The following is a 25,906-nucleotide window of genomic DNA, read 5'->3' as shown; positions in this document are numbered from 1 at the left end:
GCGCTCGACTGCGGCGCAATATCGACGAGAACGTGACATATTGCCAGCCCTCGCGGTCGCGCTTTGCCGCGCGTGACGCGAGATGCCGCAGGCGCCTCAGCGGTGCTTCTGCCCCTCGCCGTAGAACAGCTTCTCCCACTTCTTGTGGGCCTTGTAGCCCTCCCGGATGAAGGGGGTGAACACGGCCATGTTGAGGATCGCCTTGTTGGTCAGGCTCGCCGGGAACTTCGTCGGCTTCTCGAAGTCGACGAACAGCACCACCCGCACCTTGTCGGAGTGGTTCCACGCCTCGTGTTCGAAGGCGTCGTCGAAGATCAGCGCCTTGCCCTCTTCCCAGTGACACACCTCGTCCGCGACGCGGATGGCGATCTTGTCCGGCTCCGGCGGCACGACGAGGCCGAGATGGAAGCGCAGCACGCCGTTGTAGGGGCCGCGATGCGGCGGCAGATGCTTGCCGGGCTCGAAGATCGAGAACATCGCCGACTTCAGGCCCGGGATCTTCTGCAGGATGCGCCACGTCTCGGGGCACTGGCGGATCGCCTCCTCCGACTTGATGCCGTAGCCGCAGAGGAAAAAGGTCTTCCAGTTCTGGTCGGACGAGATCGAGCGCACCTCCGAGGAGATCTCGTGGAAGGCGGGCAGTTCGCCCTTGCGCACCAGGATCTTGTCGAGCTCGGCGCGGATCAGCCGCCATTCCGCCTCGACCTCCCGCGCCCAAGGGAAGTCGTCGGTGGGGAACACCGGAGGATTGCCCACTGCCGAATACTTCAGGTTCAGCTTCTCGGCGCCGTCGACGAGCCTCTGCACGGTGCGCCCCACCGCGCTCTGGCCACCCATCGTGTCTTCCAGGCCCTCGGTCTTGCCCTTCTGCTGGCTGGTGTTCTGCATGATCTTCGGTCCGTACTCGATACTGCTTTGCCCTTGGCTTAGGCCGATTCCGCCCCGAAACATAGGGCGAGGGGCGACAATGCACCGCCCGGCGCCATCCGCTGACCGTCCGGGCGCTGCCGAAGTGCCGCCAGCGGGCCGCACACACTGCGCCGCGGCCTCGCCTTTCCTTGCCGCGGCGGGCGGACTATCCTCAGCGTGACCGGAACACAGTGACGGAACGCATGGCGGACTATAAACGACCGCGAAAACCCGAGAAGTCTGGCTCCAAGCTCAAGCAGGACAAGATGAAGCGTCGTGCCTCCGAGCCCCTGCTCGTCGCCGAGGCGGCGCCGGCGCCTGCGCGCAGCGAGGTGCGGCGCACCCGGCCGCTGGAGATCGACCGCCCGGCCTTTCTCGATTCCAAGCGCGGCGTCCAGTCGATGGCCGAGGCGACGGAGTGGCTGCGCGCCCGCGGCATCGATGACATCGAGTGCATCACGCCCGACCTCGCGGGGGTGGCGCGCGGCAAGATGATGCCGGCCAAGAAATTCGTCGGCAACACGTCGCTGGCGCTGCCCTCGGCGCTGTTCATGCACACGATCTCCGGCGAGTATCCGCAGGAGAGCGGCGAATTCCGCTACTCGCCCAACGATGGCGATCTGAAGCTCGTCCCCGATCTTGCCACGCTGTCGTCCGTCCCCTGGGAGAGCGACCCGACGGCGCAGGTCATCTGCGACGTCGTCGACACCGGCGGCCTCGCCGTCGGCTACACGCCGCGCAACGTCCTGAAGCGCGTCCTGGCGCTTTACGACGCACAGGGCTGGCGACCGGTGATCGCGCCCGAGATCGAGTTCTACCTCGTCTCCAAGAACGTCGATCCGGACTATCCGCTGACACCGCCCACCGGCCGCTCGGGCCGCCAGATCCAGTCGGGCCAGTCCTACTCGATCGGCGGCGTCAACGAGTTCGACGAACTGATCGACGACATCTACGACTTCTCCGAGGGACAGGGACTGGAGATCGACACCCTGATCCACGAGGAGGGTGCCGCCCAGCTCGAGATCAACCTGCGGCACGGCGACCCGATCGCGCTCGCCGACCAGGTCTTCATGTTCAAGCGCACCATCCGCGAGGCGGCGCTGAAGCACGGCATCTACGCCACGTTCATGGCCAAGCCGATCCAGGGCCAGCCCGGCTCGGCGATGCACATCCACCAGTCGGTCATCGATGCCGAAACCGGCCGCAACATCTTCTCGCAGGAAGACGGCAGCCCCTCCCGGCACTTCTACAACTTCATCGGCGGCATGCAGCGCTACGTGCCGGCGGCGCTCGCGATGATGGCGCCCTACGTCAACTCCTACCGCAGGCTCACCTACGGCATGGGCGCGCCGACCAACACCGCCTGGGGCTACGACAACCGCACCACGGCCTTCCGCGTGCCGAGTTCGGACGCCGAGGGCCGGCGGGTGGAGAACCGCCTGCCGTCCTCCGACGCCAACCCCTATCTCGCCATCGCCGCCTCGCTCGCCTGCGGCTATCTCGGCCTTGCCCGCGAGATCGAGCCAGACCAGCCGACCGACAAGACCTGCAACGAGACCGGCGAGATCTCGCTGCCGCGCGGCCTGCTGGAGGCCGTCGCCGCCTTCGAGAGCGAGGACGCCTTTGCCGAGCTCTTCTCGCGGCCGTTCGTCGGCACCTATGCAGGCGTCAAGCGGGGCGAGTTCGAGACCTTCATGCAGGTGATCAGCCCCTGGGAGCGCGAGTTCCTGCTGCTCTCGGTCTGATCCGCCCGATGCCCGAGGCTGCCCACCAGTCGCCGATTTCGCCCGGCCGGTCCTTCTACGAGGACACGGTGGGCGAGCGGCCGCGCTACCCGGCGCTGACCGAGAGCCTGGAGGCGGACGTCCTCGTCGTCGGCGGCGGCTTCACCGGCCTATCGGCGGCCTGTCATCTCGCGAGCGCCGGCGTGCGGACCGTGCTGCTCGAAGCGCATCGGGTGGGCGACGGGGCATCGGGGCGCAACGGCGGCCAGATGGGCACCGGGCAGCGGCTCTGGCCCTCGGAGATCGAGCCGGCCGTCGGCTTCGAACGCTCGAAAGCGCTGTTCGACCTCGCCGAGGAGGCCAAGGCGCATCTCCTCGACTTCGCCCGCGTCCACGGCATCGACATGGACTATCGGCCCGGACAGATGAACGTCGTCCACAAGCGGGCCTACCTCGACGACTACCGCCGGGATGCCGAGGATCTCGCCAGCCGCTACGCCTATCCGCATGTCCGCGTCATGGATCGCGCCGAGACCGCCGAGCGGCTCGGCTCGAGACACTATGTCGGCGGCGTGCGCGACACGGGCACCGGGCACATCAATCCGCTGAAGCTGCTCGTCGGCAGCGCCCGCGCGGCGACCGCCGCCGGCGCCCGCCTCTTCGAGGACACGCCGGCGACTGCGCTGCGGCGCGAGGGCAACCGGATCGTCGCCGAGACGCCGCGCGGCCGGGTAACCGCCGAGCGCGCGCTGATCGCCACCAACGCGCATGGCAAGGACCTGAACCCGACGGCTGCCCGCTTCGTGATGCCGATCGGCTCCTTCATCGGCGCAACCGAGCCGCTCGCCGATCCCGCCGCCGTCCTTCCCGGCAACGAGGCGGTCGCCGATTCGCGCTTCGTCGTGCGCTACTTCCGCAAGAGCCCCGACGGGCGGCTCCTGTTCGGCGGTCGGGAGGCCTACACCTCGGCCGCGGGCGATATCGGCAAGCACCTGAAGCGGCAGATCGCCGAGATCTACCCGCACCTGCAGGGCGTGCAACTCACGCACGCCTGGGGCGGCTCGGTCGGCATCACCATGACGCGGCTGCCCTTCGTGCGCGAGGTGGAGCCCGGCATCACGGCGATCGGCGGCTTCTCGGGGCACGGCGTGATGCTCTCCAACTTCACCGGGCGGCTTTATGCCGAGCGGATCACCGGCAACCGCGACCGGCTCGCGATCCTTGAAGAACTGAAGATCCCGCCCTTCCCGGGCGGCCAGCGCCTGCGTGCGCCGCTTCTCTTCCTCGCGATGACCTGGTTCTCGCTGCGCGACCGGTTCTGAACGGCGGGCCACGCGCCGGCCGATGCCACAGGACGGAACACTCGTGCGGCCCCGCTGGTTCAGTGAGGACAAGCCAGTTGCGAGACGTCAATGACCCACGATGAGAACAGACCCGATCGTCCAAGCCGCGCCCCCGTCGACCGCCCCGGCGGCCTGCCGGTCGCTGTCTGGATGGCGATCTTCGTCGCGGTGATCGCGATCGGCTACTTCGTCTTGACCGGTCTCTACGACTACCCCGAGGGAGCCGCGGAGGGCACGGCGCCGCAGCAGACCTCCGGCGATCAGGCCCCGCGGTAACCTTGTCGAAGAATTTACGCTCTTGTGCGCCGCAGCAGAGCTGCTAGCGTCGGAACCTGCAGCAGGTCGCCGCGTTCACCGGATGGTAAGCTGTTTGTGGGGAGTACATTCATGCAGTCGAGTCAGACCGTTCTCACGCTTTCGCCCGAGCACCGCGCCATCCTGACCAAGGCCGTGCTCGCGGACAAGAAGCTGGCGATCGTGACCCGTGGAGGCGCAAGCGCCGCACGGCCCAACGCGCGCTGAACGGCCGGGAATCGAACGCCGTCTCGGCCCAGCTTCGTACCGACATGCGCCGGCCCCTGGTGGCCGGCGTTTCCATGTCTGACGTCCGGTACGCAAATCGCTGCCGGACGACCTTCTGCCGCACCTAGCCTTCGAACGTCGCCGCCAGGGCACGGGACCGCGCGCTCGGCGGTTTGCCGCGCTCGACGCTGGGGCTTCGGCCGTACCACTCGGCGTAGCTCTGAGAGAAGTGCGAGGCCGAGACGAACCCGCAGGCGAGCGCGATCGACAGCACCGGCATCGAGGTCTGGCGCAGCAGGAACCGGGCCTGCTCCAGCCGGATCGAGAGGTAATGGCGGGTGGGCGAGCGACCGAGATGCTTGAGGAACAGCCGTTCCAGCTGACGCGGCGAGATGTTGACGCTGGCGGCGAGCTCGGCGCTTGTCAGCGGCTTCTCGATGGTGCGCTCCATCAGCGCAACGACGTTCACGAGCTTCGAATTGGCGATGCCGAGGCGAGTGCGCAGATCGACTCGCTGCCCTTCGCCTGGCTCGCGGATCCGGTGGTGGATCATCTGTTCGGCGACGGCGAAGGCGATGTCGGCGCCATGGTCCTGCAGGATCAGCGAGAGCATCATGTCTGCCGCCGCGGTGCCGCCGGCGCAGGTGTAGCGACGGCGGTCGATGACGAAGAGATCGGATGAGATGTCGAGGTCGGGAAAGCGACTCATCAGGCTCGGCCGGTTCTCCCAGTGGATGGTTGTGCGGTGCCCGCCCAGGAGCCCGGCGAGCGCGAGCACGTAGGTTCCGGTGCAGACCGCGCCGAGCGCGGTGCCGAGCGCGTTCATGCGGCGCAGGACCGAGGTGAGTTCGCCGTGATCGTGGCTCTGCACGTCGAGGCCGGCGCAGACGATCGCCATGTCGAGCCCCCGGGCACTCGCGAAGGCCGCGCTGCAGGCCGTCTCCACGCCGTTCGACGCCGCGACCGCGCCGCCGTCGCGCGAGTACAGCGTCCACTCGTAGAGCGGACGGTCCGCCATGCGGTTGGCGATCCGCAGCGGCTCCAGCGCAGCCGCAAACGCGATCATCGAATATTGCGGGACCAGGAGGAAGCCGATCCGGATCGGGCGGCTCAATGCTCCATCCATCCTGTCACCTCCACGCTGACCGCGACGTGCAGACGTTTCGTTCTCTGCGACCTGTGCCGTTCCGTCGCCTAAAAAGCGAAGGTCACGACATCGCATGTCGGTTTTGCAACAGAGCATGTCAGAACAGTGTTGCAAGCTCGGCGCTTCAAAAAAGTTGCGAAAGGGTCGTCCATGACCGGGATCGCCAGCGTCGTCACGTCCAGCAAGCCGAAGGCGGCGGAGCGCGGTCCGCTGCGGATCGGCTTCCTGCTTGCCCACAACTTCACTTTGTCGGCCCTGTCGCTCTTCGTCGATGCGCTGCGCCTCGCGGCCGACGAAGGCGATCGCTCGCGCCCCATCCGCTGCACCTGGTCGGTGATGAGCGCGCGGAGCGAGCCGATCCGGGCGAGCTGTGGCCTGATGGTGAACCGCACGGCGCCGCTCGGCGATCCGCGCGACTTCCACTACATCGTCGTCGTGGGCGGGCTCCTGCACGGCGGTCAGGCGTTCGACGAGGTGACGCTGCGCTATCTGCGGCAGGCGGCCGCGGCGGACGTGCCGCTGGTCGGGGTGTGCACCGGCAGCTTCGTCCTGTCGCGTCTGGGTCTCATGCGCGGTCGCCGCTGCTGCGTCAGCTGGTTTCATCTGCCCGATTTCCAGGCCGAGTTCCACGACGTGCAGGCCGATGCCAACCAGCTCTTCATCGTCGATCGCGACCGCATCACCTGTGCCGGGGGCAGCGGCGTTGCCGATCTCGCCGCCTGGCTGATCGAGCGCCACATCGGGGCGGACGCCGCCCAGAAGAGCCTGCACGTCCTGCAGCTCCAGAACGCGCGCGCCGGCAGCGAGGCACAGCCGCATGCGAGCTCGGAGCATTTCCGCGACGAACGCGTCCGGCGGGCCGTGCTCCTGATGGAGCAGCACATGGCCGAACCCCTCTCGGTGGAGGCGATCGCGGCCCGCCTTAAACTGTCGAGCCGGCAGCTCGAGCGGCTGTTCCGCGAGGCCACCGGCAAGAGCCCGGCGATCGCCTATCGCCTCCTGCGGCTGCGCTACGCCCAGCGCCTCCTGCAGACCACACAGAAGAGCGTGACCGACATTGCAGTCGAGTGTGGATTTTGTGACGGCGCGCATTTCGCCCGGCAGTTTCGCGCCGCGTTCGGTGTTGCACCGCGAAAGATACGCACGGCCGATGCGATCAAAGAGATGGCAGAATCGCTGGGTGCGAGCGTAAATATTGAGCAGGTGGACGCCTTCGTCTGACGCCTCCCTGGGGCGCCTGCCATTAACATTTTTGGATGTCGGGATTTTACAAAGCGATGTCGGTGATGGTATCGCCGCAGACATAGCTTCCCGACACGATCCTTTGCGAGCGCGGAGGATCGCCCCATCACGGCGCGTCCTCGCGTACCGACGGAGGGTCCATGACCAAAGAGCGCGTGGTCGTACGCGACGTCGTCAAGATATTCGGCAGCCAGGACAAAGAGGCCGCGGCCCTTCTGCGCGACGGTGTCCCGCGCAACGAGGTGATCGAGCGCACCGGCGGCGTCATCGGCCTCGGCGGCGCCTCGTTCAGCGTCGAGGAGGGCGAGATCCTCGTCGTCATGGGTCTCTCCGGCTCTGGCAAGTCGACCATGCTGCGCTGCATCAACCGGCTGATCGAGCCGACCGCAGGCTCGATCACCGTCGACGGCACCGAAGTGACGACGCTGACGCCGAAGCAGCTGCTGCAGTTCCGGCGCGAGAAGTTCGGCATGGTGTTCCAGCACTTCGCCCTGTTTCCGAACCGCACCATTGCCGAGAATGTCGAGTACGGGCTGGAGGTGCAGAAGGTCGATAAGGCCAAGCGCCGCCAGAAGGCCCTGGAGGCGATCGAGCTCGTCGGCCTCAAGGGCTGGGACGCCAAATATCCGCGGCAGCTCTCCGGCGGCATGCAGCAGCGTGCGGGCCTTGCCCGGGCGCTCGCGGTCGACGCCGACATCCTCTTGATGGACGAGGCCTTCTCGGCGCTCGACCCGCTGATCCGCCGCGACATGCAGAACGAACTCGGCACGCTGCAGCGCAACCTGAAGAAGACCATCGTCTTCGTCAGCCACGATCTCGACGAGGCGATCCATCTCGGCGGGCGCATCGTGCTGATGAAGGACGGGCTGATCGTCCAGACCGGCTATCCGGAGGAGATCCTGCTCAACCCGGCGGACGACTACGTGCGCCGCTTCGTCGAGAACATCGACGTGTCTTCGGTCATCACCCTCGGCCGGCTCGCCAGCCGCCGCTCGCCGGCGCTGCCGCGCCACAAGAGCGTCGGCGATCTGCGCGAAGCGGTCGCGGCAGCCGAGGATCCCATCCTGGTCGTCACCTGCGAGCACAACAGACCGGTCGGCTGCGTCAGCCGCGAGGCGGTGCTCGCCGCCAAGCCGGATGCGGAGATCGCCAGCCTGATCGAGGCCGAGATCCCAACCGCCGACGGCTCCAAGGTGCTGAAGAGCGCCCTGCGCAAGCTGTCGGCCCACCCGGCGGGCCTTGCCGTCACCGACGCGGACGGACGCTATGTCGGCACCGTGACGCAGGACATGGCGCTCGCCGCCCTCACCGGCACCTCCGCCGAACTCGATGCCGCCGCGCAAAGCGAAAGAGAGAACGCATGGACTGGAGCGTCCCCAAATTCCCACTGGACGACCTCAGCGACGACGCCCTCACCTGGCTCACCCAGCACATCTCCTCACTGACGCGGGCCGTCAGCCACGTCGTCGCCGACTGGATCGAGATCCTCACCCGGTTCCTCGACACGACGGTGCCGCCGCCGGTCACCATCGCCCTGCTCGTGGCGATCGCCTGGTATCTCGCGGGACGCCGCATCGGCCTGATGTCGCTCGTCGGCCTCCTGTTTCTGTGGAACCTCAGGCTCTGGACACCGACCATGCAGACGCTGGTGCTGGTGACGCTGGCGACCCTCGCCGCGCTCGCCATCGGCATCCCGATCGGCATCTTCTCGGCGCTCAACCGGCGGGTCTGGAAGACCGTCAGCCCGTTCCTCGACATGATGCAGACCATGCCGAGCTTCGTGTACCTGATCCCGGCGATCCCGTTTTTCGGCATCGGGCCGGTGTCGGCGGTGTTCGCCACCGTGGTGTTCTCGATGCCGCCGGTGATCCGGCTGACGGCGCTCGGCATCATGAACGTGCCCGGCGAGCTGATCGAGGCGTCCGACGCCTTCGGCACCAGCCCGGCGCAGAAGCTCTTCAAGGTGCAGCTGCCGCTGGCGCTGCCGACCATCATGGCCGGCATCAACCAGACCATCATGCTGGGCCTCTCGATGGTGGTGATCGCCTCGATGATCGGCGCCGGCGGCCTCGGCCGCGAGGTCTGGCGCGCCATCCAGCGCCTCGACGCGGGCTCCGGCTTCCAGGCCGGCATCGCAATCGTCATCGTCGCGGTCATTCTCGACCGCGTCACCCAGGCAATGGCCGCGCGTGCGCGGCCGGCGCCGATCGACTGAGCCTTCGGGCTCACCCACCCCCTACCCGCAGAAGACGAAAGGAACACGAATGCTCCGCAAACTCGCTGCTCTCCTGGTTGCCACCGCCGCCATGACCGGCGTCGCCCGGGCCGCCGACGTCAACCTCGCCTATGTCGAGTGGTCGGATGCCGTCGTCGCGACGAACATCCTGAAGACCGTGCTCGAGGACGAGGGGAACACCGTCACCCTCACCCCGCTGCCGGCCGCCGCAATGTGGCAGGCCGTCGCCACCGGCGAGGCCGACGCGATGGTCGCCGCCTGGCTTCCGGTCACCCACAAGGACTACTACGAGAAGCTGAAGGACCAGGTCGACCTGATCGGTCCGAACGTCGAGGGCGCCAAGATCGGCTGGGCGGTTCCGGCCTACACCGACATCTCGTCGGTCGCCGAGCTGAAGGACAAGGGCGACCTCGTCGACAACCAGATCATCGGCATCGATCCGGGCGCCGGCCTGATGCAGGCCTCGGAGAAGGCGGTCAAGGAATACGACCTGCCCGAGAAGCTGGTGGACGGCTCGGACGCGACGATGACCGCCGCGCTGAAGGACGCCATCGACCGCAAGCAGAACATCGTCGTCACGACCTGGACGCCGCACTGGATGTTCGGCCGCTGGGACCTCAAGTACCTCGATGATCCGAAGGGCGTCTTCGGCGGCGAAGAGACGGTCAACACCGTCGCTCGCAAGGGCCTCAAGGACGACATGCCCGAGGTCTACGCGATCCTGTCGAAGTTCAAGCTGACCCTCGACGACGAGCAGAAGGTGATGCTCGAGAACGAGGAGGGCGGCGATCCGGCCGACACCGCCAAGAAGTGGGTCGAGAACAATTCCGACAAGGTGAAGGCCTGGACCGAATAAGCGTCCAGGACCTTCAAAAGCATCGAGGAAGCCGGCGTTTCGCCGGCTTCTTTCGTTTCGGCCGGTGACGCGTCGGCGTCGACGAACCAGCTGATGTCGCAATTGTTCAAGCAGGCGTCGCTGCGGCGCAAGCGTCGGACGCAGCGCCGACCGATGATGGACGTGTTTCGATCTCCGGGTCCGCCGCCATGCGCCGCTTCTCCCTCACCACCCTCGTCAAGCAGGCGATGAACGCCCATGCCGGCTGGGAGCGCCAGTGGCGCAATCCCGAGCCGAAGGCGTCCTATGACGCGGTCATCGTCGGCGGCGGCGGCCACGGCCTCGCCACGGCCTACTACCTCGCCAAGGAGCATGGGCTCACCAACGTCGCGGTGCTCGAGCGCGGCTGGATCGGCGGCGGCAACACCGGCCGCAACACCACCATCGTGCGCTCCAACTACCTCTACGACGAGAGCGCCGGGCTCTACGAACACGCCATGAAGCTGTGGGAGGGCCTCAGCCAGGACCTCAACTACAACGTCATGTTCTCCCAGCGCGGCGTGCTGATGCTCGCGCACAACGTTCACGACGTGCAGAGCTTCAAGCGGCACATCTACGCCAACCGGCTGAACGGGGTCGACAACGAGTGGCTGAGCGCGGAGGAGTGCAAGGCCTTCTGCCCGCCGCTGACGCTCGACCCGAACATCCGCTATCCCGTGATGGGCGGCGCCCTGCAGCGGCGCGGCGGCACCGCCCGCCACGACGCCGTCGCCTGGGGCTATGCGCGCGGCGCCGACGCCCGCGGCGTCGACATCATCCAGAACTGCGAGGTGCTCGGCCTCAAGCGCAATCGCGACGGCTCGGTCGCCGGCGTCGAGACCTCGCGCGGCTTCATCGGGGCAAAGCGCGTCGGCGTCGTTGCGGCCGGCCACACCAGTGTCGTCATGAACCGCTTCGGCCTGCGGATGCCGCTGGAGAGCTTCCCGCTGCAGGCGCTCGTCTCCGAACCGGTCAAGCCGGTCTTCCCCTGCGTCGTCATGTCGAACGCGGTGCACGCCTACATCTCGCAGTCGGATAAGGGCGAGCTGGTGATCGGCGCCGGCACCGACCAGTACGTGTCCTATTCGCAGCAGGGCGGCATCCACATCACCAACCACACGCTCGACGCCATCTGCGAGCTGTTCCCGCAGTTCACCCGGATGCGGATGCTGCGCTCCTGGGGCGGCATCGTCGACGTGACGCCGGACCGCTCGCCGATCATCGGCAAGACCGAGGTGTCCGGCCTCTACGTCAATTGCGGCTGGGGCACCGGCGGCTTCAAGGCAACGCCCGGCTCCGGCCACGTCTTCGCCCACACCATTGCGACCGGCGAGCCGCACAAGATCAACGCGCCCTTTGCGCTCGACCGCTTCCGCACCGGCCGCCTGATCGACGAGGCCGCCGCCGCGGCCGTCGCGCACTGATCCCGGAGACCGTCCCATGCTCGTGATCACCTGCCCGAACTGCGGCGACCGGCCGGAACTGGAATTTCGCTGCGGCGGCGAGGCGCACATCGCGCGTCCGCAGACCCCGGCCGAGCTCGATGACGGCCAGTGGGGCGCCTTCCTGTTCACCCGCACCAACCCCAAGGGCGTCCACGCCGAGCGCTGGATCCACCAGCATGGCTGCGGACGCTGGTTCAACGCCTTGCGCGACACCGTCAGCGACCGGCTGATCGCCACCTATCCGATGGGCACGCCGCGGCCCGACGCCGGCGCCGGCGCCGCCCCGTCCTCGCCCGCTTCCCCGACGAGCCAGCCATGAGCCAGACTTATCGCCTCCCGCAGGGCGGCCGCATCGACCGCTCGCAGCCGCTGACCGTGCGCTTCAACGGCAAGGCGCTCCAGGGCTATCGCGGCGACACACTCGCCTCGATCCTCCTCGCCAACGGCCAGCACCTCGTCGGCCGCTCGTTCAAGTATCACCGGCCGCGCGGCATCCTCAGCCACGGCTCCGACGAGCCGAGTGCGCTCTTGTCGGTGAACTGGCGGGCCGAGCGCGGGCCGGGCTTCACCGACCCGAACAACCGCGCCTCGGTGGTCGAAGCTCGCGAGGGCCTGGAGACGCGCTCGCAGAACCACTGGCCTTCGCTCGAGTTCGACCTCGGCGCGGTCAACGACCTCCTGTCGCCGATCTTTGTAGCGGGCTTCTACTACAAGACCTTCATGTGGCCGCGGAAGTTCTGGGACAGCGTCTATGAGCCGGTGATCCGCGCCGCGGCCGGCCTCGGCAAGGCGCCAGAGGTGCCGGACGGCGACCGCTACTCCAACCGCCATGCCCATTGCGACGTGCTCGTCGTCGGCGCCGGGCCGGCCGGTCTCGCCGCGGCGCTCGCGGCCTCGAAGGACGGCGCCGCCCGCGTCATCCTCGCCGACGAGGGCCGCGAGCCGGGCGGCGCCCTGCTCCACGACCTCGGCTCGACGATCGACGGCAAGCCGGCGTCGGACTGGGTGGCGGAGGCGGTCGCGACGCTCGACGCCCGCGAGAACGTGGTCGTCCTGCCGCGCACGACCGCCTTCGGCTACTACAACCACAACCATGTCGTGATGGTGGAGCGGGTCGCCGATCATCGCGTCGATGCGGCCGCCGGCCTGCCGCGTGAGCGGCTGTGGCAGGTGCGCGCCGGACGCGTGATCCTCGCCACCGGCAGCCACGAGCGCCCTCTCGTCTTCGCCAACAACGACCGGCCGGGCATCATGCTGGCCGAAAGCGTGCGTGTCTTCGTCAACCGCTATGCGGTGGCGCCCGGCCGCCGGATCGTCTTCGCCACCAGCGGCGCCTCGGCCTACACCGCCGCCCTCGACGCCAGGCGCGCCGGCATCGACGTGACGCTCGTCGACCTGCGGCTGGAGGAGGACTGCGGGCCCGAGCTCGGCGAGCTTCGGGCCGTCGGGGTCGAGGTGCTGACCGGCCACACCGTGGTCGACGCCACCGGGCGCAAGCGGGTCACGGGTCTCGTCGTCGCACCGATCGGACGCGACGGTCGCGTCGGCGCCCGCCGCACGCTCCCCTGCGACGCCGTCGGCATGTCCGGCGGCTGGACGCCGGCGGTGCATCTCTTCTCGCAGTCGCGCGGCAAGCTGCGCTTCGACGTCGAGCTCGACGCCTTCGTGCCCGGCCAGTCGGTGCAGGCCGAGACATCGGCCGGCGCGTGCCGCGGCCTCTACGACCTCGCCGCCGTCGTCGCCGACGGCTTCCGCGCCGGCGGCGCCGAGCAGCCGGTCGAGGCGAGCGCCTCGCGCACCGGCTTCCAGCCGGCCCGGGTGCTGCCGACCGACGCCGACCCGGCCAAGGTCCGCGCCTTCATCGACTTCCAGAACGACGTCACCGCCAAGGACATCAAGCTCGCGGTGCGCGAGGGCTTCGAATCGATCGAGCACGTCAAGCGCTACACCACGACCGGCATGGCGACGGACCAGGGCAAGACGTCGAACATGAACGCCCTCGGCCTCGTCGCGGGGCTCCTCGACAAGGAGATCCCGGCGGTCGGCACCACGACGTTCCGCCCGCCCTACACGCCCGTGACCTTCGGCGCGCTGATCGGCCCCTCGCGCGACGCCCTGTTCGAGCCGGTCCGCAAGACGGCTCTGCACCAGTGGGCCGAGAGCCAGGGCGCCGCCTTCGAGAACGTCGCCCTGTGGAAGCGCGCCTGGTACTTCCCGAAGGCGGGCGAGGACATGCACCGGGCGGTCTCGCGCGAGTGCAAGGCGGTGCGCGAGACGGTCGGCATCTTCGACGCCTCGACCCTCGGCAAGATCGAGGTCGTCGGCCCGGACGCGGCCGAGTTCATGAACCGCATCTACACCAACGCCTGGACCAAGCTCGAGCCCGGCCGCTGCCGCTACGGCCTGATGCTGCGCGAGGACGGCTACGTGATGGACGACGGCGTCGTCGCGCGCCTGGCGCACGACCGCTTCCACGTCACGACGACCACCGGCGGCGCGGCGCGCGTGCTGCAGCACATGGAGGACTACCTCCAGACCGAGTGGCCGGAGCTCGACGTCTTCCTCACCTCGATCACCGAGCAGTGGGCGGTGATCGCGCTGCAGGGCCCGAAGGCGCGTGAGGTGATCGCGCCCTTCGTCTCCGACATCGACCTCGACCCGGCGGCCTTCCCGCACATGGCGGTGCGCACCGGCTATATCTGCGGCGTGCCGACCCGGCTGTTCCGCGTCTCCTTCACCGGGGAGCTCGGCTACGAGATCAACGTCCCCGCGGACTACGCCGAGTCGGTGTGGAAGACCCTCTGGGAGCGCGGCCAGACGCTCGGCATGGTGCCCTACGGCACCGAGACGATGCACGTGCTGCGCGCCGAGAAGGGCTACATCATCGTCGGCCAGGAGACCGACGGCACCGTGTCGCCCGACGATCTCGGGCTCGGCGGCCTCGTGTCGAAGGTCAAGCCGGACTTCATCGGCAAGCGCTCCCTCGCGCGTCCGGACCTCGTCGGCAGCGGACGCAAGCAGCTCGTCGGCCTCCTCGGCAAGGACCCGGCGGAGGTGCTGGACGAAGGCGCCCAGATCGTCGCGACGCCGGACCAGCCGGTTCCGATGACGATGATCGGCCACGTCACCTCGAGCTACCATTCGCCCAATTGCGGGCGTTCCATCGCCATGGCCATGCTCGTCGACGGGCGGTCCCGCATCGGCGAGACGCTCTACGTGACGACCCCCTCGGGCTTCACGACGGCCACCGTCTGCGAGCCCGTCTTCTTCGAGCCGAAGGGAGAGCGCTTCAATGCTTGAGACTGGTCGCCTCGCCCGCCGCGCCGCCGTCCTGCCGGCCGCCTCCGTCACGCGCGGGGCGGTCGTCATCCGACCCCTCGGCGCCCAGAGCCGCTTTTCGCTGCGGACACGACCGGCGACCGCCGAGGCGCTCGGCACCGTCGCCGGCTTCACGCTGGCGCTGCCGATCAACCGGATGAGCACCGCGGGCGAGCGGACCTCGCTGCGCCTCGGGCCCGACGAGTGGCTGCTGATCGGTCCGGAGGCCGAAACGGACGAGCTGGCCGAAGCCGTTTCGGCGGAGTTCGGCGAGCGCGTCTTCTCGCTGGTCGACGTCTCGCACCGGAACGTCGGCATCGAGATCACCGGTCGGAACGCCGCGCACGTCCTGAACGCCGGCTGTCCGCTCGATCTCGCCGAAGCCGCCTTCCCGGTCGGCATGGCGACGCGCACGGTGCTCGGCAAGGCCGAGATCGTCCTTGCGCGCACCGGCGTCGATGCCTGGCGCGTGGAGTGCTGGCGGTCCTTTGCGACCTACGTCCACGGCTTCCTGGGCGAAGGCGCGCTCGACTTCGTCGCCGTGACCGGCTGACGGCAGGGCGGGCGCGGATGATCAGCGTCTTCGACCTCTTCAAGATCGGCATCGGCCCGTCGAGTTCGCATACCATGGGGCCGATGCTGGCGGCGCATCGGTTCGTGACCGAACTCGGCGATGTCCGGCCCGCTCGCATCACCGCCGAGCTGTTCGGTTCGCTCGCCTGGACCGGGCGCGGCCACGCCACGGACACGGCGATCTTCCTCGGCCTGCTTGGCGAGACGCCGGCGACCATCGACCCGGACGCCGTGCCGGCGATGGTGGCCGAACTGAAGGCGCAGAAGCGCATTCTCCAGCGCGGTCGCGCCGTGCGCTTCGATCCCGAGACCGATCTCGTGTTCGATCTCGTCGAGATCCTGCCGCGCCATACCAACGCCATGCGCTTCCGCGCGCTCGACGCGCACGGCGCGATCCTGAAGGAGGCGATCCTCTACTCGATCGGCGGCGGTTTCGTCGTCACCGAGGAGGAAGAGGCGCTGGTGACTGCCGTCGAGGTGCCGCATCCCTTCGACAGCGCCGAAGAGCTCCTGAAGCAGTGCGACACTGCCGGGCTCGGCATCGCCGAGGTCCAGTACGCGAACGAGCGTGCGCTGCGCTCGGAGGTCGAGATCGAGGACGGCCTCGACGCGATCCGCGACGCCATGTTCGCCTGCATCGACCGGGGCCTGCGGATGGACGGGCAGCTGCCCGGCGGCCTGAAGGTCAAGCGCCGCGCCCGCGCGCTGATCACCGCGTTGGAGAGCGACCGGGGCCGCAACGACCGCCCGCCGCACGATGTGATGGACTGGGTCTCCACCTATGCCATGGCCGTCAACGAGGAGAACGCGAGCGGCGGCCGTGTCGTCACCGCGCCGACCAACGGCGCCGCCGGCATCGTCCCCGCCGTGCTGCGGTACTACCGCGACATCCGGCCCACTGGCTTCGAGGGGCGCTCACGCACCTTCCTCCTCGCCGCCGCGGCCATCGGCGGGCTGATCAAGTCGCGCGCCTCGATCTCGGGGGCCGAAGTCGGGTGCCAGGGCGAGGTCGGCTCGGCCGCCTCGATGGCGGCGGCGGGGCTGACGGCGGCCTTCGGCGGCACGGCGCGCCAGATCGAGAACGCCGCCGAAATGGCCATGGAGCATCATCTCGGGCTGACCTGCGATCCCATCGGCGGGCTGGTGCAGATCCCCTGCATCGAGCGCAATGCGTTCGGCGCCAACAAGGCGATCGTCGCGGCCTCGCTGTCCCTGCGCGGCGACGGCACGCACCGCGTCACCCTCGACGAGGTCATCGAAACCATGCGGCAGACCGGCGCCGACATGGCCTCGAAATACAAGGAAACCTCGCAGGGCGGCCTTGCCGTCAACGTCGCCGAATGCTGACTCGTGAGGCAGGTTCGGGCGTTGCCTCAAATCAGGTCGGAAAGGCGTAACAGGATGTCGCTTTTCAGAGAGTGTGACAGTTCGCAAACATAGAAGAATTCCAGGCAGAGACGGGCCCGAGGCCCGGTCTGCACCGCCGTTTCGAGGATGCTACGATGCTCGATTTCGTGTCCAATCCGCTGCTCGACCTCCTGCGCCGCCGCCGTCCGGGCTACAGCCTGGAAGCGCCGTTCTACACGAGCCCGGAGATCTTCGAGGCGGACCTCGAGGTCATCTTCGGCCGTCACTGGATCTTTGTCGGTGTCGAGCCGGACGTGCCGGAGCCGGGCGACGTCATGGTCGTCGACGTCGGCAGGAACTCGGTCGCCATCGTGCGTGACGACGACGGCGCGGTCCGCGCCTTCCACAATGTCTGCCGGCACCGGGGCGCGCGGCTGGTGCACGAGGAGAAGACCACCGTCGGCAATCTCGTCTGCCGCTACCACTCCTGGACCTACGACCTGAACGGCGCCCTCATCCATGCCGAGCACATGGGCGACGGCTTCGACCGCAGCTGCCATGGCCTCAAGCCGGTGCACCTGCGGTCGCTCGAAGGCCTGCTCTTCATCTGTCTCGCCGACGAGCCGCCGGCGGATTTCGACGAGATGGCGCGGGTGATGGCGCCTTACATCGCCCCGCACAACGTGCGGGACACCAAGATCGCCTACCAGCACGACCTCATCGAGCCGGGCAACTGGAAACTCACGATGGAGAACAATCGCGAGTGCTACCATTGCAACGCGAACCATCCCGAGCTGACCGTGCCGCTCTTTGCCTACGGCTTCGGCTTCGCGCCCGAGGAGCTGGACGACACCGAGCGGGCGAACGCCACCCGCTACGCCTGCATGCTCACCGACAAGCACGGCGAGTGGGAGGCGATGGGCCTGCCCTCGCGCGAGCAGGAGCATCTCGACGACATGGTGACGGGCTACCGCACCGAGCGCCTGCCGCTCGACGGCGAGGGCGAGAGCCACACGCTCGACACCAAGGCGGCCTGCCGCAAGCTGCTGGGCAGCCTCGACAACGCCAAGATCGGCGGCCTGCACTTCTGGACGCAGCCGAACTCCTGGCACCACTTCATGGGCGACCACATCGTCACCTTCTCGGTGCTGCCGCTCGACGCCGAGCGCTCGCTGCTTCGCACCAAGTGGCTGGTCCACAAGGACGCGGTCGAGGGGGTCGACTACGATCTCGACAACCTGATATCCGTCTGGATGGCGACCAACGCGCAGGATTCCGAACTCGTCGGCTTCTGCCAGCAAGGCGCGCGCACCGCTGCCTACGAACCCGGGCCCTACTCGCCGCACACCGAGATGCTCGTCGAAAAGTTCGCCAACTGGTACGTCAAGCGCATGCGGGCGCACGCCGACCCGCGCACGGCCGAGTAAGGGCAAGCTGCGATGGATGCGCCCGCGCCGACCGCCGGCCCGATTCCGACCGGCTACTTCCGCTGGGAGCCGGAAGAGGACGACGTCCTGATCTGCCGCGCCGTGCGGGAGGAGACGCACGACGTCAAGACCTTCGTCTTCGCGCCGCGCAACCGCCGCCAGTTTGAGTTCATCTCCGGCCAGTTCCTGACCTTCGAGTTCGAGATTTCGGGCGAGACGATCCACCGCTGCTACACGATCTCCTCGCCGCCATCCCGGCCGGACACGGTGTCGATCACCGTCAAGCGCGTGCCGGGCGGGCCGGTCTCGAACTGGCTGCACGACGAATTCAAGCCTGGCATGATGCTGAAGGCGACCATTCCGATGGGCACCTTCTCCTGGTCCGGGATGGCGGCGACGAAGTACCTCTTCATCTCCGGCGGCTCGGGCATCACGCCGCTGATGTCGATGACGCGCTCGTCCTACGATCTCGCGCTGATCGCCGACATCGTCTTCCTGCACGCGGCGCGTTCGCCGTCCGACATCGTGTTCCGCGACGAGCTGGATTTCATGGCGCGCCGCAACCGCTCGATCCGGCCGTTCCACGTCGTCGAGCGCGACGCGCCGGGCGAGCCCTGGAGCGGCCTGCGCGGACGGATCAATCTCGACGTCCTCAAGGCGGTGGCGCCGGACTTCCTGGAGCGCGAGATCTTCGTCTGCGGGCCGACGCCCTTCATGGACGCGATGCGCACCGTCTTGCGCGGCGCCGGCTTCCCGATGACGCGCTACCACCAGGAGAGCTTCAACTTCGAGGACTTCACCGAGGAGGCGCAGGAGGCGATCGCCGAGGCGCAGGCCGAGATCGACTCGGCGGTGAAGACCTATCGCGTCGAGTTCGCCAAGACCAAGCGCGTCGTCGAGGTGCCGGCCGACCTGACGGTGCTCGAGGCGGCCCGTCGTGCCGGCATGCGCCTGCCCTCCTCCTGCACCAAGGGCGTCTGCGGCACCTGCAAGTCGAAGCTCGTCTCCGGCACCGTCGACATGAAGCACGGCGGCGGCATCCGCCAGCGCGAGATCGACAACGGCATGACGCTGCTCTGCTGCTCCAAGCCGACCAGCGACCTCGTGATCGACCGGTAGCAACGATGCTGCGGCATGGCGCGCGCTCCCCCTCACCCCCTGCCGGGACTTCTCTCCTCAGGGGAGAAGGACGCGGCTTCGCTGTTTGCGGCTTCGCCCTCAGACACAGCGGCCCCGGATGGAACGCCCCTCCTCTCCCCTCGGGGGAGAGGGTGGCGGCGCAGCCGCCGGGTCAGGGTCGCGGCGGTGCGCCTTCCGCAGGACGGAATGATGCTCTTCACCCCATGCCCTCATCAGGCGCCTGGGCACTTCCCCTGAGCGGAGACCCCGCCTCTCATCACGGCCTGCCCTCATGATCGCCAATGCCGACGCTCTCCTGAAGCCGCTGACCATCAAGGGCCTCACCATCCGCAACCGGGTGATGTCGACCAGCCACGCGCCGGGTTACGGCAGCGGCGGGCGGCCGCAGGAGCGTTACCAGCTTTACCACGAAGAGAAGGCCAAGGGCGGCATCGGGCTGACGATGTTCGGCGGCTCCTCCTCGGTCGCGCTCGACAGCCCCGCCGCGCCCTGGAACCAGATCTCCGTCGCCGACGACGGCGTCATCCCCTTCTTCCGCGAGTTCTCCGACCGCATCCACCGGCACGGCGCCAGGCTGATGATCCAGCTGACCCACATGGGCCGGCGCACCAAGTGGGACACCGAGCACTGGTTCCCGGTCAAATCCGCTTCGCCGACGCGCGAGCCGGCCTCCCGGTCGATCGCCAAGGAGCTGGAGCAGGAGGAGATCGACCGCATCGTCGCCGACTTCGCCAGCGCCGCGCGGCGCTGCAGGGACGGCGGCCTCGACGGCTGCGAGATTTCGGCGGCGCACGGCCACCTCGTCGACCAGTTCTGGTCGCCCTCCTCCAACCATCGCACCGACAAGTACGGCGGCAGCCTCGCGAACCGCATGCGCTTCGGCATCGAGGTGCTGTCGGCGATCCGCGAGGCGGTCGGCGACGACTACGTCATCGGCATCCGCATGTCGGGCGACGAGATGCTGAAGGGCGGGCTCAGCCACGAGGACTGCCTGACCATCGCCAGCGAATACGTCAGGCGCGGCCTCGTCGACTTCCTCAACATCATCGGCGGCCAGGCGCGCGATCACATCGCCCATGCCGTCTCGCTGCCCAACATGAGCTTCCCCGTCGCGCCCTTCCTGTTCCTGCCGAGCGCCATCAAGCGTGAGGTGGACGTGCCGGTGTTCCATGCCCAGCGCGTCACCGACCTCGCCACCGGCGCCCGCGCGGTCGCAGAGGGCCATGTCGACATGATCGCGATGACCCGCGCTCACATCGCCGACCCGCACCTCGTCAGGAAGCTGTCCGAAGGCCGCGCCGACGACATCCGCCAGTGCGTCGGCGCCGGCTACTGCATCGACCGCATCTATGTCGGCGGCGACGCGCTCTGCATCCAGAACGCGGCGACCGGGCGCGAGGCGACGATGCCGCACGTCATTCCCAAGGCCGAGAAGCGGCTGAAGGCGGTGGTCGTCGGCGGCGGCGTCGGCGGCCTCGAGGCGGCGCGCGTGCTGGCCGAGCGCGGCCATGCCGTCGTGCTGTTCGAGAAGGAGGCGCGGCTCGGCGGCCAGATCAACACCGCCGCGAGGGCCACCTGGCGCGAGGCGCTGTCCGGCATCCCGCGCTGGCTGGTCGGCCAGGTCGGCAAGCTCGGCGTCGACCTCCGCCTCGGCACCGAGGCGGGCGAGGCCGCCATCGCCGCCGAGGCGCCCGACGTCGTCATCCTCGCCACTGGCGGCCGGCCGAGCCTCGGCCATGCCAAGGGCGCCGAGCACGTCGTCTCGACCTGGGACGTGCTCGACGGAACCGTCGAGCCGACCGGCTCGGTCCTCCTCTATGACGAGATGGGACAGCACAATGCGGCCTCCGCGGCCGAGCATCTCGCCAAGCGCGGCTGCCTCGTCGAGCTTGCCACCCACGACCGCATGGCGGCCGAGGAGGTCGGCACCACGAACCAGCCGGTCCACCTGCGCGAGCTCTACAAGCTCGGCGTGATCATGACGCCGAACATGGAGCTGATCGAGGTCTACCCCGAAGGCAACCGGCTCGTCGCGGCGCTGCGCAACACCATGACGGATGCCGAGGAGGAGCGGGTCGTCGACCGCGTCGTCGTCGACTACGGCACGCTGCCGGTGGACGGGCTTTATCCCGGGCTGAAGGACCGCTCGATCAACAAGGGCCAGATCGACCAGGCGGCGATCGTCGCCGGCCGGCCGCAGCCCTGGACCTCCAATGGTTCGGGCGGCTTCGCCCTCTACCGCATCGGCGATGCCGTCGCCGGGCGCAACATCCACGCCGCGATCTACGACGCGCTGCGCCTGTGCAAGGACATCTGATGGGCGCGGTGCGGCTTCGGATGCTCAAGCCGACCGGCCCGGTGGCGACAGTCGGCGGGGGCGGCTGCCGGTCCGCGGATCATCCGCCGTCCCGTGGGGCGCATTGGGCTCCGGTACCCCCCTCTGCCTGCCGGCATCTCCCCCTCAAGGGGGGAGATCACGCGGCTTGGATGGTTTTGCCGTGCCTTCCAAGCCGAGAGACCAGCGCCCGCTCGGACGGCCATCCGAGCCTCATCAATGCCGCCTCGCGAACCGTTGCAGACAGGCGCCAGCAAGAGCGCAGGCCGATCTCCCCCCTTGAGGGGGAGATGCCCGGCAGGGCAGAGGGGGGTGCCATGGCGGCGCCGCCCGTCCAGCAGGCTCCGGCATGACCCCCGCCGCGCTCCTCCCCTACGTCGTCCTCGCCATGCTGGCGCTCGCCGCGCTCCAGGCCTGGCGACGCTTCCGGCACTGGCGCGCCGGCCGGCCGGCCTTGGTCGACTGGGCACGCGGTCTGGTGGCGCTGCCGAAGCGCTACCTCGTCGACGTCCATCATGTCGTTGCGCGCGACGCGTATGCCTCGCGCATGCACATGGTGGTCGCCGGCGGCCTTCTCGCCGCCTCGGCCCTGTCGGTGCTGACCGCCGTGCCGCCGCTCGGCCAGAGCCGGATCTGGCTCGGCCTTGTCGCGCTCGCCTTCGCCGTCACCCTCGCCGGCGCGCTCCTGGTCGGCGCGCGTCGGTATCCGCAGCGGCCGAGACGCCTGTCCGGCGGCAGGTTCCAGATCCTGCCGATCCTGCTCCTCGCCTATGCGCTCGGCGGCCTCCTCACCGCGGGCCTTGCCGCGGCGGGCGCTTCCCTGCCGCCGCTGTCGGCGCTCGGCCTCCTCCTCGCCGCCGCAGGCGGGCTCGGCCTTGCCTGGCAGGTGCGGGCGGGACCGATGCGCCACGCGCTCGCCGGTGCGATCCACCTCGCCGCCCATCCGCGCCCCGGCCGCTTCGAGGGCGAGCGCGCGAGCGCCCTGAGGCCGCTCGACCTCGACGCTCCCAAGCTCGGCGTGGAGACGCCGGCCGATCTTGCCTGGAACCAGCTCGCCGGTCTCGACGCCTGCATCCAGTGCGGCCGCTGCGAGACCGCCTGCCCGGCCTTCGCCGCCGGCCAGCCGCTGAACCCGAAGCGGCTGATCCAGGATCTCGCCGCAGCGATCGCCCCGGAGGCCGACAACCGGCACTATGCGGGCAGCCCCTATCCCGAGGCACGGCCCGTCGCCGGTATCGGCGGCCTGACGCGACCGGTGATCGGCGCGGACGCGATGATCCATCCGGACACGCTGTGGTCCTGCACCACCTGCCGGGCCTGCGTCGAGGAATGCCCGATGATGATCGAGCACGTCGATGCCATCGTCGGCCTGCGGCGCTTCCAGACGCTGGAGCTCGGCGCCGTTCCGATGAAGGCGGCGGAGACGCTGGGCGAGCTGCGCGGCGCCGACGAGCCGGGCGGCCGGGCGCTCGCCGCGCGCACCGACTTCGCCGCCGGGCTCGACCTGCCGCGGCTTGCGGACACCGGCACCTGCGACGTTCTGCTCTGGCTCGGCGAAGGCGCCTACGACCTGCGCTACGGCCGCACGTTGCGCGCGCTGGTGACGCTCCTGCGGCGAGCGGGCGTCGACTTCGCCGTGCTCGGCGCCGAGGAACGCGACTGCGGCGACACTGCCCGCCGCCTCGGCGACGAGGCCACCTTCCAGCGGCTCGCGCGAGACAATGTCGCGACCCTTACCCGATACCGCTTCGCCCGCATCCTCACCGCCGATCCGCATGCGCTGCATGCGCTGCGCAACGAGTATCCCGCCTTCGGCGGCACCTTCGACGTGGTCCACCACACCGCCTTCCTGCTGGAGCTGATCGAGGCGGGGCGGCTGCCGGCGGGAAGTGTCGCAGGACTCTCCGTCGCCTATCACGATCCCTGCTATCTCGGCCGCTACAACGGCGAGGTGGAGGCGCCGCGGGCGCTGCTCGATCGGATCGGCGCCGAGCGCCGCGAAATGGCGCGCTCGGGCAGGCGCTCGATGTGCTGCGGCGGGGGCGGCGGGGCGCCGATCTCCGACATCGCCGGCGAGCGGCGCATTCCCGACATCCGTATGGGCCAGGCGAAGGACACCGGCGCCGGCATCGTCGCGGTCGCCTGCCCCACCTGTACGGCGATGCTGGAGGGCGTCACCGGCGAGCGGCCTGACGTGCGCGACATCGCCGAGCTCGTGCTGCAGGCGGTAGACGCAGGCGCGCAGGCTGCCTCCGCGCGCCCTCCAGTTGCAGCGGCGATGCCGATGTCCGCCCTGGAGCCGGCCGAATGAGCCGGCCGCGCAAGGATCCGCGCGCCGAGCGGCAGGCCAGGGCAGTGCCCGGGCAGCGACCGCGCTACGACCTCGCCAGGCGGCCCGAGACGCCGGGCGGGCGTCCGCGACACGACCCGCGTGTCGAGATCGCCCGAGCCCGCGTGCCCGGCGGGGCCCGTCTGCGGCTCGACCGGACCCAGCACGCGGGCTCGTCGCCCTCCGTCGCGATCGGTGCGATGAGCGCCACCCCGCCGGCCAGCACGACTCTTTTGGCCGCGCCGACCCCGCGCGTCGTTGCCGAGCCGGCCTTTCTCGTCTTCGCGGTTGCCGACGCACCGGACGGCCGGCTGACGGGACACGACCGGCAGGTGCTGGGTGGCGCACGGCTCCTGGCCGATGCGGACGGGGGCGCCGTCGTGCTTCTTGCGCCGCCACTGGTCGACGATGCGGGCGCGGCGGGTGCCGACCGGCTGCTGGCGCTGCCGTCCCTCGGCTATGCCCCGGAGACGCTCGCCGCGGCCCTTCTCGCCGAGATCGCAGCCCGCGCGCCGCGTCACATCCTGTTTCCCGAATCGCCCGATGGCGGCGACCTCGCCCGCCGAGTCGCCGTCTCCCTCGGCGAGCCGTTGTTTGCCGATGTCGAGCAGCTGTCGGCCCGCACGGCGATCCGTCCGACCGGCGGCCGCAGGCGCGAGCAGGCCGGTGCACCGCCGCGCCTGATGACGCTTGGCGAAGGTCGGGTGGCGCCGCATCTGGGCGACCCGCACGAGGCGCGCACGATCGACCCGTGCGAACCAACCGAGACGACGCCCGGCATCCTCCGCGCCGAAGCGGTTCCGGCCGATCCCGCGACGGTGTCGCTGGCAGATGCGCGCTTCGTCGTCTCGGCGGGCAACGGCATCACCGACTTCACGAGCTTCAAGCATCTCGCCGCCGCCCTCGGCGCGACCCCAGGCGCGAGCCGCGTCGTCTGCGATGCCGGCCTGATGCCGCGCGCCGCGCAGGTCGGCGCGTCGGGAACCGTGCTCGACGCGGACTGCTATTTTGCTCTCGGCATTGCCGGGGCGCCGCAGCATCTGCAGGGCATTGCCGGATGCGAGCACGTCGTCGCGGTCAACACCGACCTGCATGCGGCGATGGTGGAGCGCGCGGAGCTGTCGATCATCGCGGACGCGCAGGCGGTCATGCCGGCGCTGCTTCGGCTGCTCGCCGAAGGTGGCGCATGAAGATCACCGTCCTCCTGTCGCCTGGCCTGCACCCGCTGTCCGGCAAACCCGTGCTGCCGCGACTCGAGGCGCAGGCGATCGCGCTCGGCAAGAGCCTCGGCGGCGTCCTTTCCGGCCTCGCGGCCGCGTCCTGTCCGGACGGCGTCGCCGATGCCCTCGGCCATGGCCTCGCACAGCTGGATCTGATCGCGACCACCGAGGGCGAGGACCCGATGCCGCTTCTCGCCGCAGCGCTGGCCGAAGACGGGCCCAAGCTCGTCCTGGCCGGCCGGCGCAGCCAGGGCGGCGAGGAGAGCGGGCTCGTGCCCTATGCTCTGGCGAAGGCGCTCGGCCTCGGGGTCGTCGCCGATGCCGTCGCCATCGAGCCGGGCACCGAACCGGGCACGCTCAGCATTTTGCAGGCCCTGCCGAAGGGCGCCCGGCGTCGGGTCGTGGCGCGACTGCCCATGGTCGTGACCGTGCATCCCGCGGCTCCGCCGGCCCTCCCCTACGCCTATGGCGCCGCCCGACGCGGCACGCTTCGCGCGCGACGGGTGCAGGCCGCGCCCGGTGCCCCGGACGCGGCGCCCGGGCTCTTCGAAGAACGCGCTTATCGCAAGCGCCCGAAGCTGATGCGCGGCGCAGGCACCGGCGGCTCGGCGGCCGAGCGCCTGAGGGCCGCCACCGAAGCCGGTGGCGCCGGCGGCCGCGTCCTCACCGATCTGTCGCCGGAACAGGCTGCACGGACGATCCTGGACCATCTCGCCGGGCTGGGAATCCTGCGCTGAGCGCTACATAGCGCAGGTATGGCACCGGCCGCCTCGAT

General features: G+C 69.3%; 21 protein-coding genes. 19 read left to right on the top strand and 2 right to left on the bottom strand.

The features are described 5' to 3' along the window. Window positions 1–96 precede the first annotated feature (96 nt). Entirely contained in the window at window positions 97–888 is a 792-nt protein-coding gene (locus NPA30_RS01095) for an aspartyl/asparaginyl beta-hydroxylase domain-containing protein (RefSeq protein WP_256800477.1), read from the bottom strand. Between the two features lie 287 nt (window positions 889–1,175). On the opposite strand from NPA30_RS01095, the gene NPA30_RS01090 reads away from it, so the two are divergent. From NPA30_RS01090 to NPA30_RS01075, 4 genes are all read left to right on the top strand, one after another. Continuing rightward, a complete protein-coding gene (locus tag NPA30_RS01090) occupies window positions 1,176–2,654 on the top strand; it encodes a glutamine synthetase family protein (RefSeq protein ID WP_372338722.1) in 1,479 nt (492 codons plus the stop codon). Between the two features lie 8 nt (window positions 2,655–2,662). Further along, window positions 2,663–3,955 carry an NAD(P)/FAD-dependent oxidoreductase gene (locus NPA30_RS01085; RefSeq protein WP_256800475.1) on the top strand — a complete coding sequence of 431 codons (1,293 nt, stop codon included), beginning with the start codon at window positions 2,663–2,665 and terminating at the stop codon, window positions 3,953–3,955. A gap of 90 nt (window positions 3,956–4,045) precedes the next feature. After that, window positions 4,046–4,252 (top strand): hypothetical protein, encoded by a 207-nt coding sequence (locus tag NPA30_RS01080; RefSeq protein WP_256800474.1) that lies wholly within the window; start codon window positions 4,046–4,048, stop codon window positions 4,250–4,252. 111 nt (window positions 4,253–4,363) lie between these two features. Continuing rightward, window positions 4,364–4,498 (top strand): hypothetical protein, encoded by a 135-nt coding sequence (locus tag NPA30_RS01075; RefSeq protein ID WP_256800473.1) that lies wholly within the window; start codon window positions 4,364–4,366, stop codon window positions 4,496–4,498. A 124-nt stretch (window positions 4,499–4,622) separates the two neighbouring features. Here the strand turns inward: NPA30_RS01075 and NPA30_RS01070 are convergent, their stop codons facing one another. Then, entirely contained in the window at window positions 4,623–5,624 is a 1,002-nt protein-coding gene (locus NPA30_RS01070) for a GlxA family transcriptional regulator (RefSeq protein WP_256800472.1), read from the bottom strand. A gap of 171 nt (window positions 5,625–5,795) precedes the next feature. On the opposite strand from NPA30_RS01070, the gene NPA30_RS01065 reads away from it, so the two are divergent. The 15 genes from NPA30_RS01065 to NPA30_RS00995 all read left to right on the top strand — a co-directional run bounded on the left by NPA30_RS01065 (window position 5,796) and on the right by NPA30_RS00995 (window position 25,868). Next, complete coding sequence (locus tag NPA30_RS01065; RefSeq protein WP_256800471.1) at window positions 5,796–6,866, top strand: GlxA family transcriptional regulator; 1,071 nt, start codon at window positions 5,796–5,798, stop codon at window positions 6,864–6,866. A gap of 161 nt (window positions 6,867–7,027) precedes the next feature. After that, on the top strand, window positions 7,028–8,332 hold the full coding sequence (locus NPA30_RS01060; protein WP_256800470.1) for a quaternary amine ABC transporter ATP-binding protein: 1,305 nt from the start codon (window positions 7,028–7,030) through the stop codon (window positions 8,330–8,332). Next, on the top strand, window positions 8,248–9,102 hold the full coding sequence (locus NPA30_RS01055; protein WP_256800469.1) for an ABC transporter permease: 855 nt from the start codon (window positions 8,248–8,250) through the stop codon (window positions 9,100–9,102). The genes NPA30_RS01060 and NPA30_RS01055 overlap by 85 nt, the downstream gene beginning before the upstream one ends. A gap of 49 nt (window positions 9,103–9,151) precedes the next feature. Continuing rightward, window positions 9,152–9,979, top strand: a complete 828-nt coding sequence (locus NPA30_RS01050; protein ID WP_372338721.1) for a glycine betaine ABC transporter substrate-binding protein — start codon at window positions 9,152–9,154, stop codon at window positions 9,977–9,979. A 188-nt stretch (window positions 9,980–10,167) separates the two neighbouring features. Continuing rightward, window positions 10,168–11,421: a sarcosine oxidase subunit beta family protein gene (locus NPA30_RS01045; protein WP_256800468.1), complete on the top strand. Its 1,254-nt coding sequence runs from the start codon at window positions 10,168–10,170 to the stop codon at window positions 11,419–11,421. Window positions 11,422–11,437: 16 nt separating this feature from the next. Next, a complete protein-coding gene (locus NPA30_RS01040) occupies window positions 11,438–11,761 on the top strand; it encodes a sarcosine oxidase subunit delta (protein ID WP_256800467.1) in 324 nt (107 codons plus the stop codon). Beyond that, the gene (locus tag NPA30_RS01035; protein WP_256800466.1) at window positions 11,758–14,742 is read left to right on the top strand and encodes a sarcosine oxidase subunit alpha family protein; all 2,985 of its coding nucleotides are present in this window, start codon (window positions 11,758–11,760) and stop codon (window positions 14,740–14,742) included. Before NPA30_RS01040 ends, NPA30_RS01035 begins: the two co-directional genes overlap by 4 nt. Beyond that, window positions 14,735–15,313, top strand: coding sequence for a sarcosine oxidase subunit gamma (locus tag NPA30_RS01030; RefSeq protein ID WP_256800465.1), 579 nt, complete (start codon window positions 14,735–14,737; stop codon window positions 15,311–15,313). Before NPA30_RS01035 ends, NPA30_RS01030 begins: the two co-directional genes overlap by 8 nt. 17 nt (window positions 15,314–15,330) lie before the next feature. Then, on the top strand, window positions 15,331–16,680 hold the full coding sequence (locus tag NPA30_RS01025; RefSeq protein WP_256800464.1) for an L-serine ammonia-lyase: 1,350 nt from the start codon (window positions 15,331–15,333) through the stop codon (window positions 16,678–16,680). Between the two features lie 155 nt (window positions 16,681–16,835). Continuing rightward, window positions 16,836–18,107 carry an aromatic ring-hydroxylating oxygenase subunit alpha gene (locus tag NPA30_RS01020; protein ID WP_256800463.1) on the top strand — a complete coding sequence of 424 codons (1,272 nt, stop codon included), beginning with the start codon at window positions 16,836–16,838 and terminating at the stop codon, window positions 18,105–18,107. 12 nt (window positions 18,108–18,119) lie between these two features. Then, window positions 18,120–19,226: a hybrid-cluster NAD(P)-dependent oxidoreductase gene (locus NPA30_RS01015; RefSeq protein ID WP_256800462.1), complete on the top strand. Its 1,107-nt coding sequence runs from the start codon at window positions 18,120–18,122 to the stop codon at window positions 19,224–19,226. Between the two features lie 292 nt (window positions 19,227–19,518). Further along, window positions 19,519–21,564, top strand: coding sequence for an oxidoreductase (locus NPA30_RS01010; RefSeq protein ID WP_256800461.1), 2,046 nt, complete (start codon window positions 19,519–19,521; stop codon window positions 21,562–21,564). Window positions 21,565–21,931: 367 nt separating this feature from the next. Next, entirely contained in the window at window positions 21,932–23,893 is a 1,962-nt protein-coding gene (locus NPA30_RS01005; protein ID WP_256800460.1) for a DUF3483 domain-containing protein, read from the top strand. Beyond that, entirely contained in the window at window positions 23,890–25,101 is a 1,212-nt protein-coding gene (locus NPA30_RS01000; RefSeq protein WP_256800459.1) for an electron transfer flavoprotein subunit alpha/FixB family protein, read from the top strand. The genes NPA30_RS01005 and NPA30_RS01000 overlap by 4 nt, the downstream gene beginning before the upstream one ends. After that, window positions 25,098–25,868, top strand: a complete 771-nt coding sequence (locus tag NPA30_RS00995; protein ID WP_256800458.1) for an adenine nucleotide alpha hydrolase family protein — start codon at window positions 25,098–25,100, stop codon at window positions 25,866–25,868. Before NPA30_RS01000 ends, NPA30_RS00995 begins: the two co-directional genes overlap by 4 nt. Window positions 25,869–25,906: the final 38 nt, after the last annotated feature.

Source organism: Mangrovibrevibacter kandeliae, from assembly GCF_024519155.1.
GTDB classification, from domain to species: domain Bacteria; phylum Pseudomonadota; class Alphaproteobacteria; order Rhizobiales; family Rhizobiaceae; genus Mangrovibrevibacter; species Mangrovibrevibacter kandeliae.
This window is presented reverse-complemented; position numbering and strand designations above follow the sequence as displayed.

Bases quoted from the DNA above. Each gene is read 5' to 3' on its own strand.
- NPA30_RS01095 (WP_256800477.1), bottom strand. From the start codon at position 888: ATGCAGAACACCAGCCAGCAGAAGGGCAAGACCGAGGGCCTGGAAGAC.
- NPA30_RS01090 (WP_372338722.1), top strand. From the start codon at position 1,176: ATGAAGCGTCGTGCCTCCGAGCCCCTGCTCGTCGCCGAGGCGGCGCCG.
- NPA30_RS01085 (WP_256800475.1), top strand. From the start codon at position 2,663: ATGCCCGAGGCTGCCCACCAGTCGCCGATTTCGCCCGGCCGGTCCTTC.
- NPA30_RS01080 (WP_256800474.1), top strand. From the start codon at position 4,046: ATGACCCACGATGAGAACAGACCCGATCGTCCAAGCCGCGCCCCCGTC.
- NPA30_RS01075 (WP_256800473.1), top strand. From the start codon at position 4,364: ATGCAGTCGAGTCAGACCGTTCTCACGCTTTCGCCCGAGCACCGCGCC.
- NPA30_RS01070 (WP_256800472.1), bottom strand. From the start codon at position 5,624: ATGGATGGAGCATTGAGCCGCCCGATCCGGATCGGCTTCCTCCTGGTC.
- NPA30_RS01065 (WP_256800471.1), top strand. From the start codon at position 5,796: ATGACCGGGATCGCCAGCGTCGTCACGTCCAGCAAGCCGAAGGCGGCG.
- NPA30_RS01060 (WP_256800470.1), top strand. From the start codon at position 7,028: ATGACCAAAGAGCGCGTGGTCGTACGCGACGTCGTCAAGATATTCGGC.
- NPA30_RS01055 (WP_256800469.1), top strand. From the start codon at position 8,248: ATGGACTGGAGCGTCCCCAAATTCCCACTGGACGACCTCAGCGACGAC.
- NPA30_RS01050 (WP_372338721.1), top strand. From the start codon at position 9,152: ATGCTCCGCAAACTCGCTGCTCTCCTGGTTGCCACCGCCGCCATGACC.
- NPA30_RS01045 (WP_256800468.1), top strand. From the start codon at position 10,168: ATGCGCCGCTTCTCCCTCACCACCCTCGTCAAGCAGGCGATGAACGCC.
- NPA30_RS01040 (WP_256800467.1), top strand. From the start codon at position 11,438: ATGCTCGTGATCACCTGCCCGAACTGCGGCGACCGGCCGGAACTGGAA.
- NPA30_RS01035 (WP_256800466.1), top strand. From the start codon at position 11,758: ATGAGCCAGACTTATCGCCTCCCGCAGGGCGGCCGCATCGACCGCTCG.
- NPA30_RS01030 (WP_256800465.1), top strand. From the start codon at position 14,735: ATGCTTGAGACTGGTCGCCTCGCCCGCCGCGCCGCCGTCCTGCCGGCC.
- NPA30_RS01025 (WP_256800464.1), top strand. From the start codon at position 15,331: ATGATCAGCGTCTTCGACCTCTTCAAGATCGGCATCGGCCCGTCGAGT.
- NPA30_RS01020 (WP_256800463.1), top strand. From the start codon at position 16,836: ATGCTCGATTTCGTGTCCAATCCGCTGCTCGACCTCCTGCGCCGCCGC.
- NPA30_RS01015 (WP_256800462.1), top strand. From the start codon at position 18,120: ATGGATGCGCCCGCGCCGACCGCCGGCCCGATTCCGACCGGCTACTTC.
- NPA30_RS01010 (WP_256800461.1), top strand. From the start codon at position 19,519: ATGATCGCCAATGCCGACGCTCTCCTGAAGCCGCTGACCATCAAGGGC.
- NPA30_RS01005 (WP_256800460.1), top strand. From the start codon at position 21,932: ATGACCCCCGCCGCGCTCCTCCCCTACGTCGTCCTCGCCATGCTGGCG.
- NPA30_RS01000 (WP_256800459.1), top strand. From the start codon at position 23,890: ATGAGCCGGCCGCGCAAGGATCCGCGCGCCGAGCGGCAGGCCAGGGCA.
- NPA30_RS00995 (WP_256800458.1), top strand. From the start codon at position 25,098: ATGAAGATCACCGTCCTCCTGTCGCCTGGCCTGCACCCGCTGTCCGGC.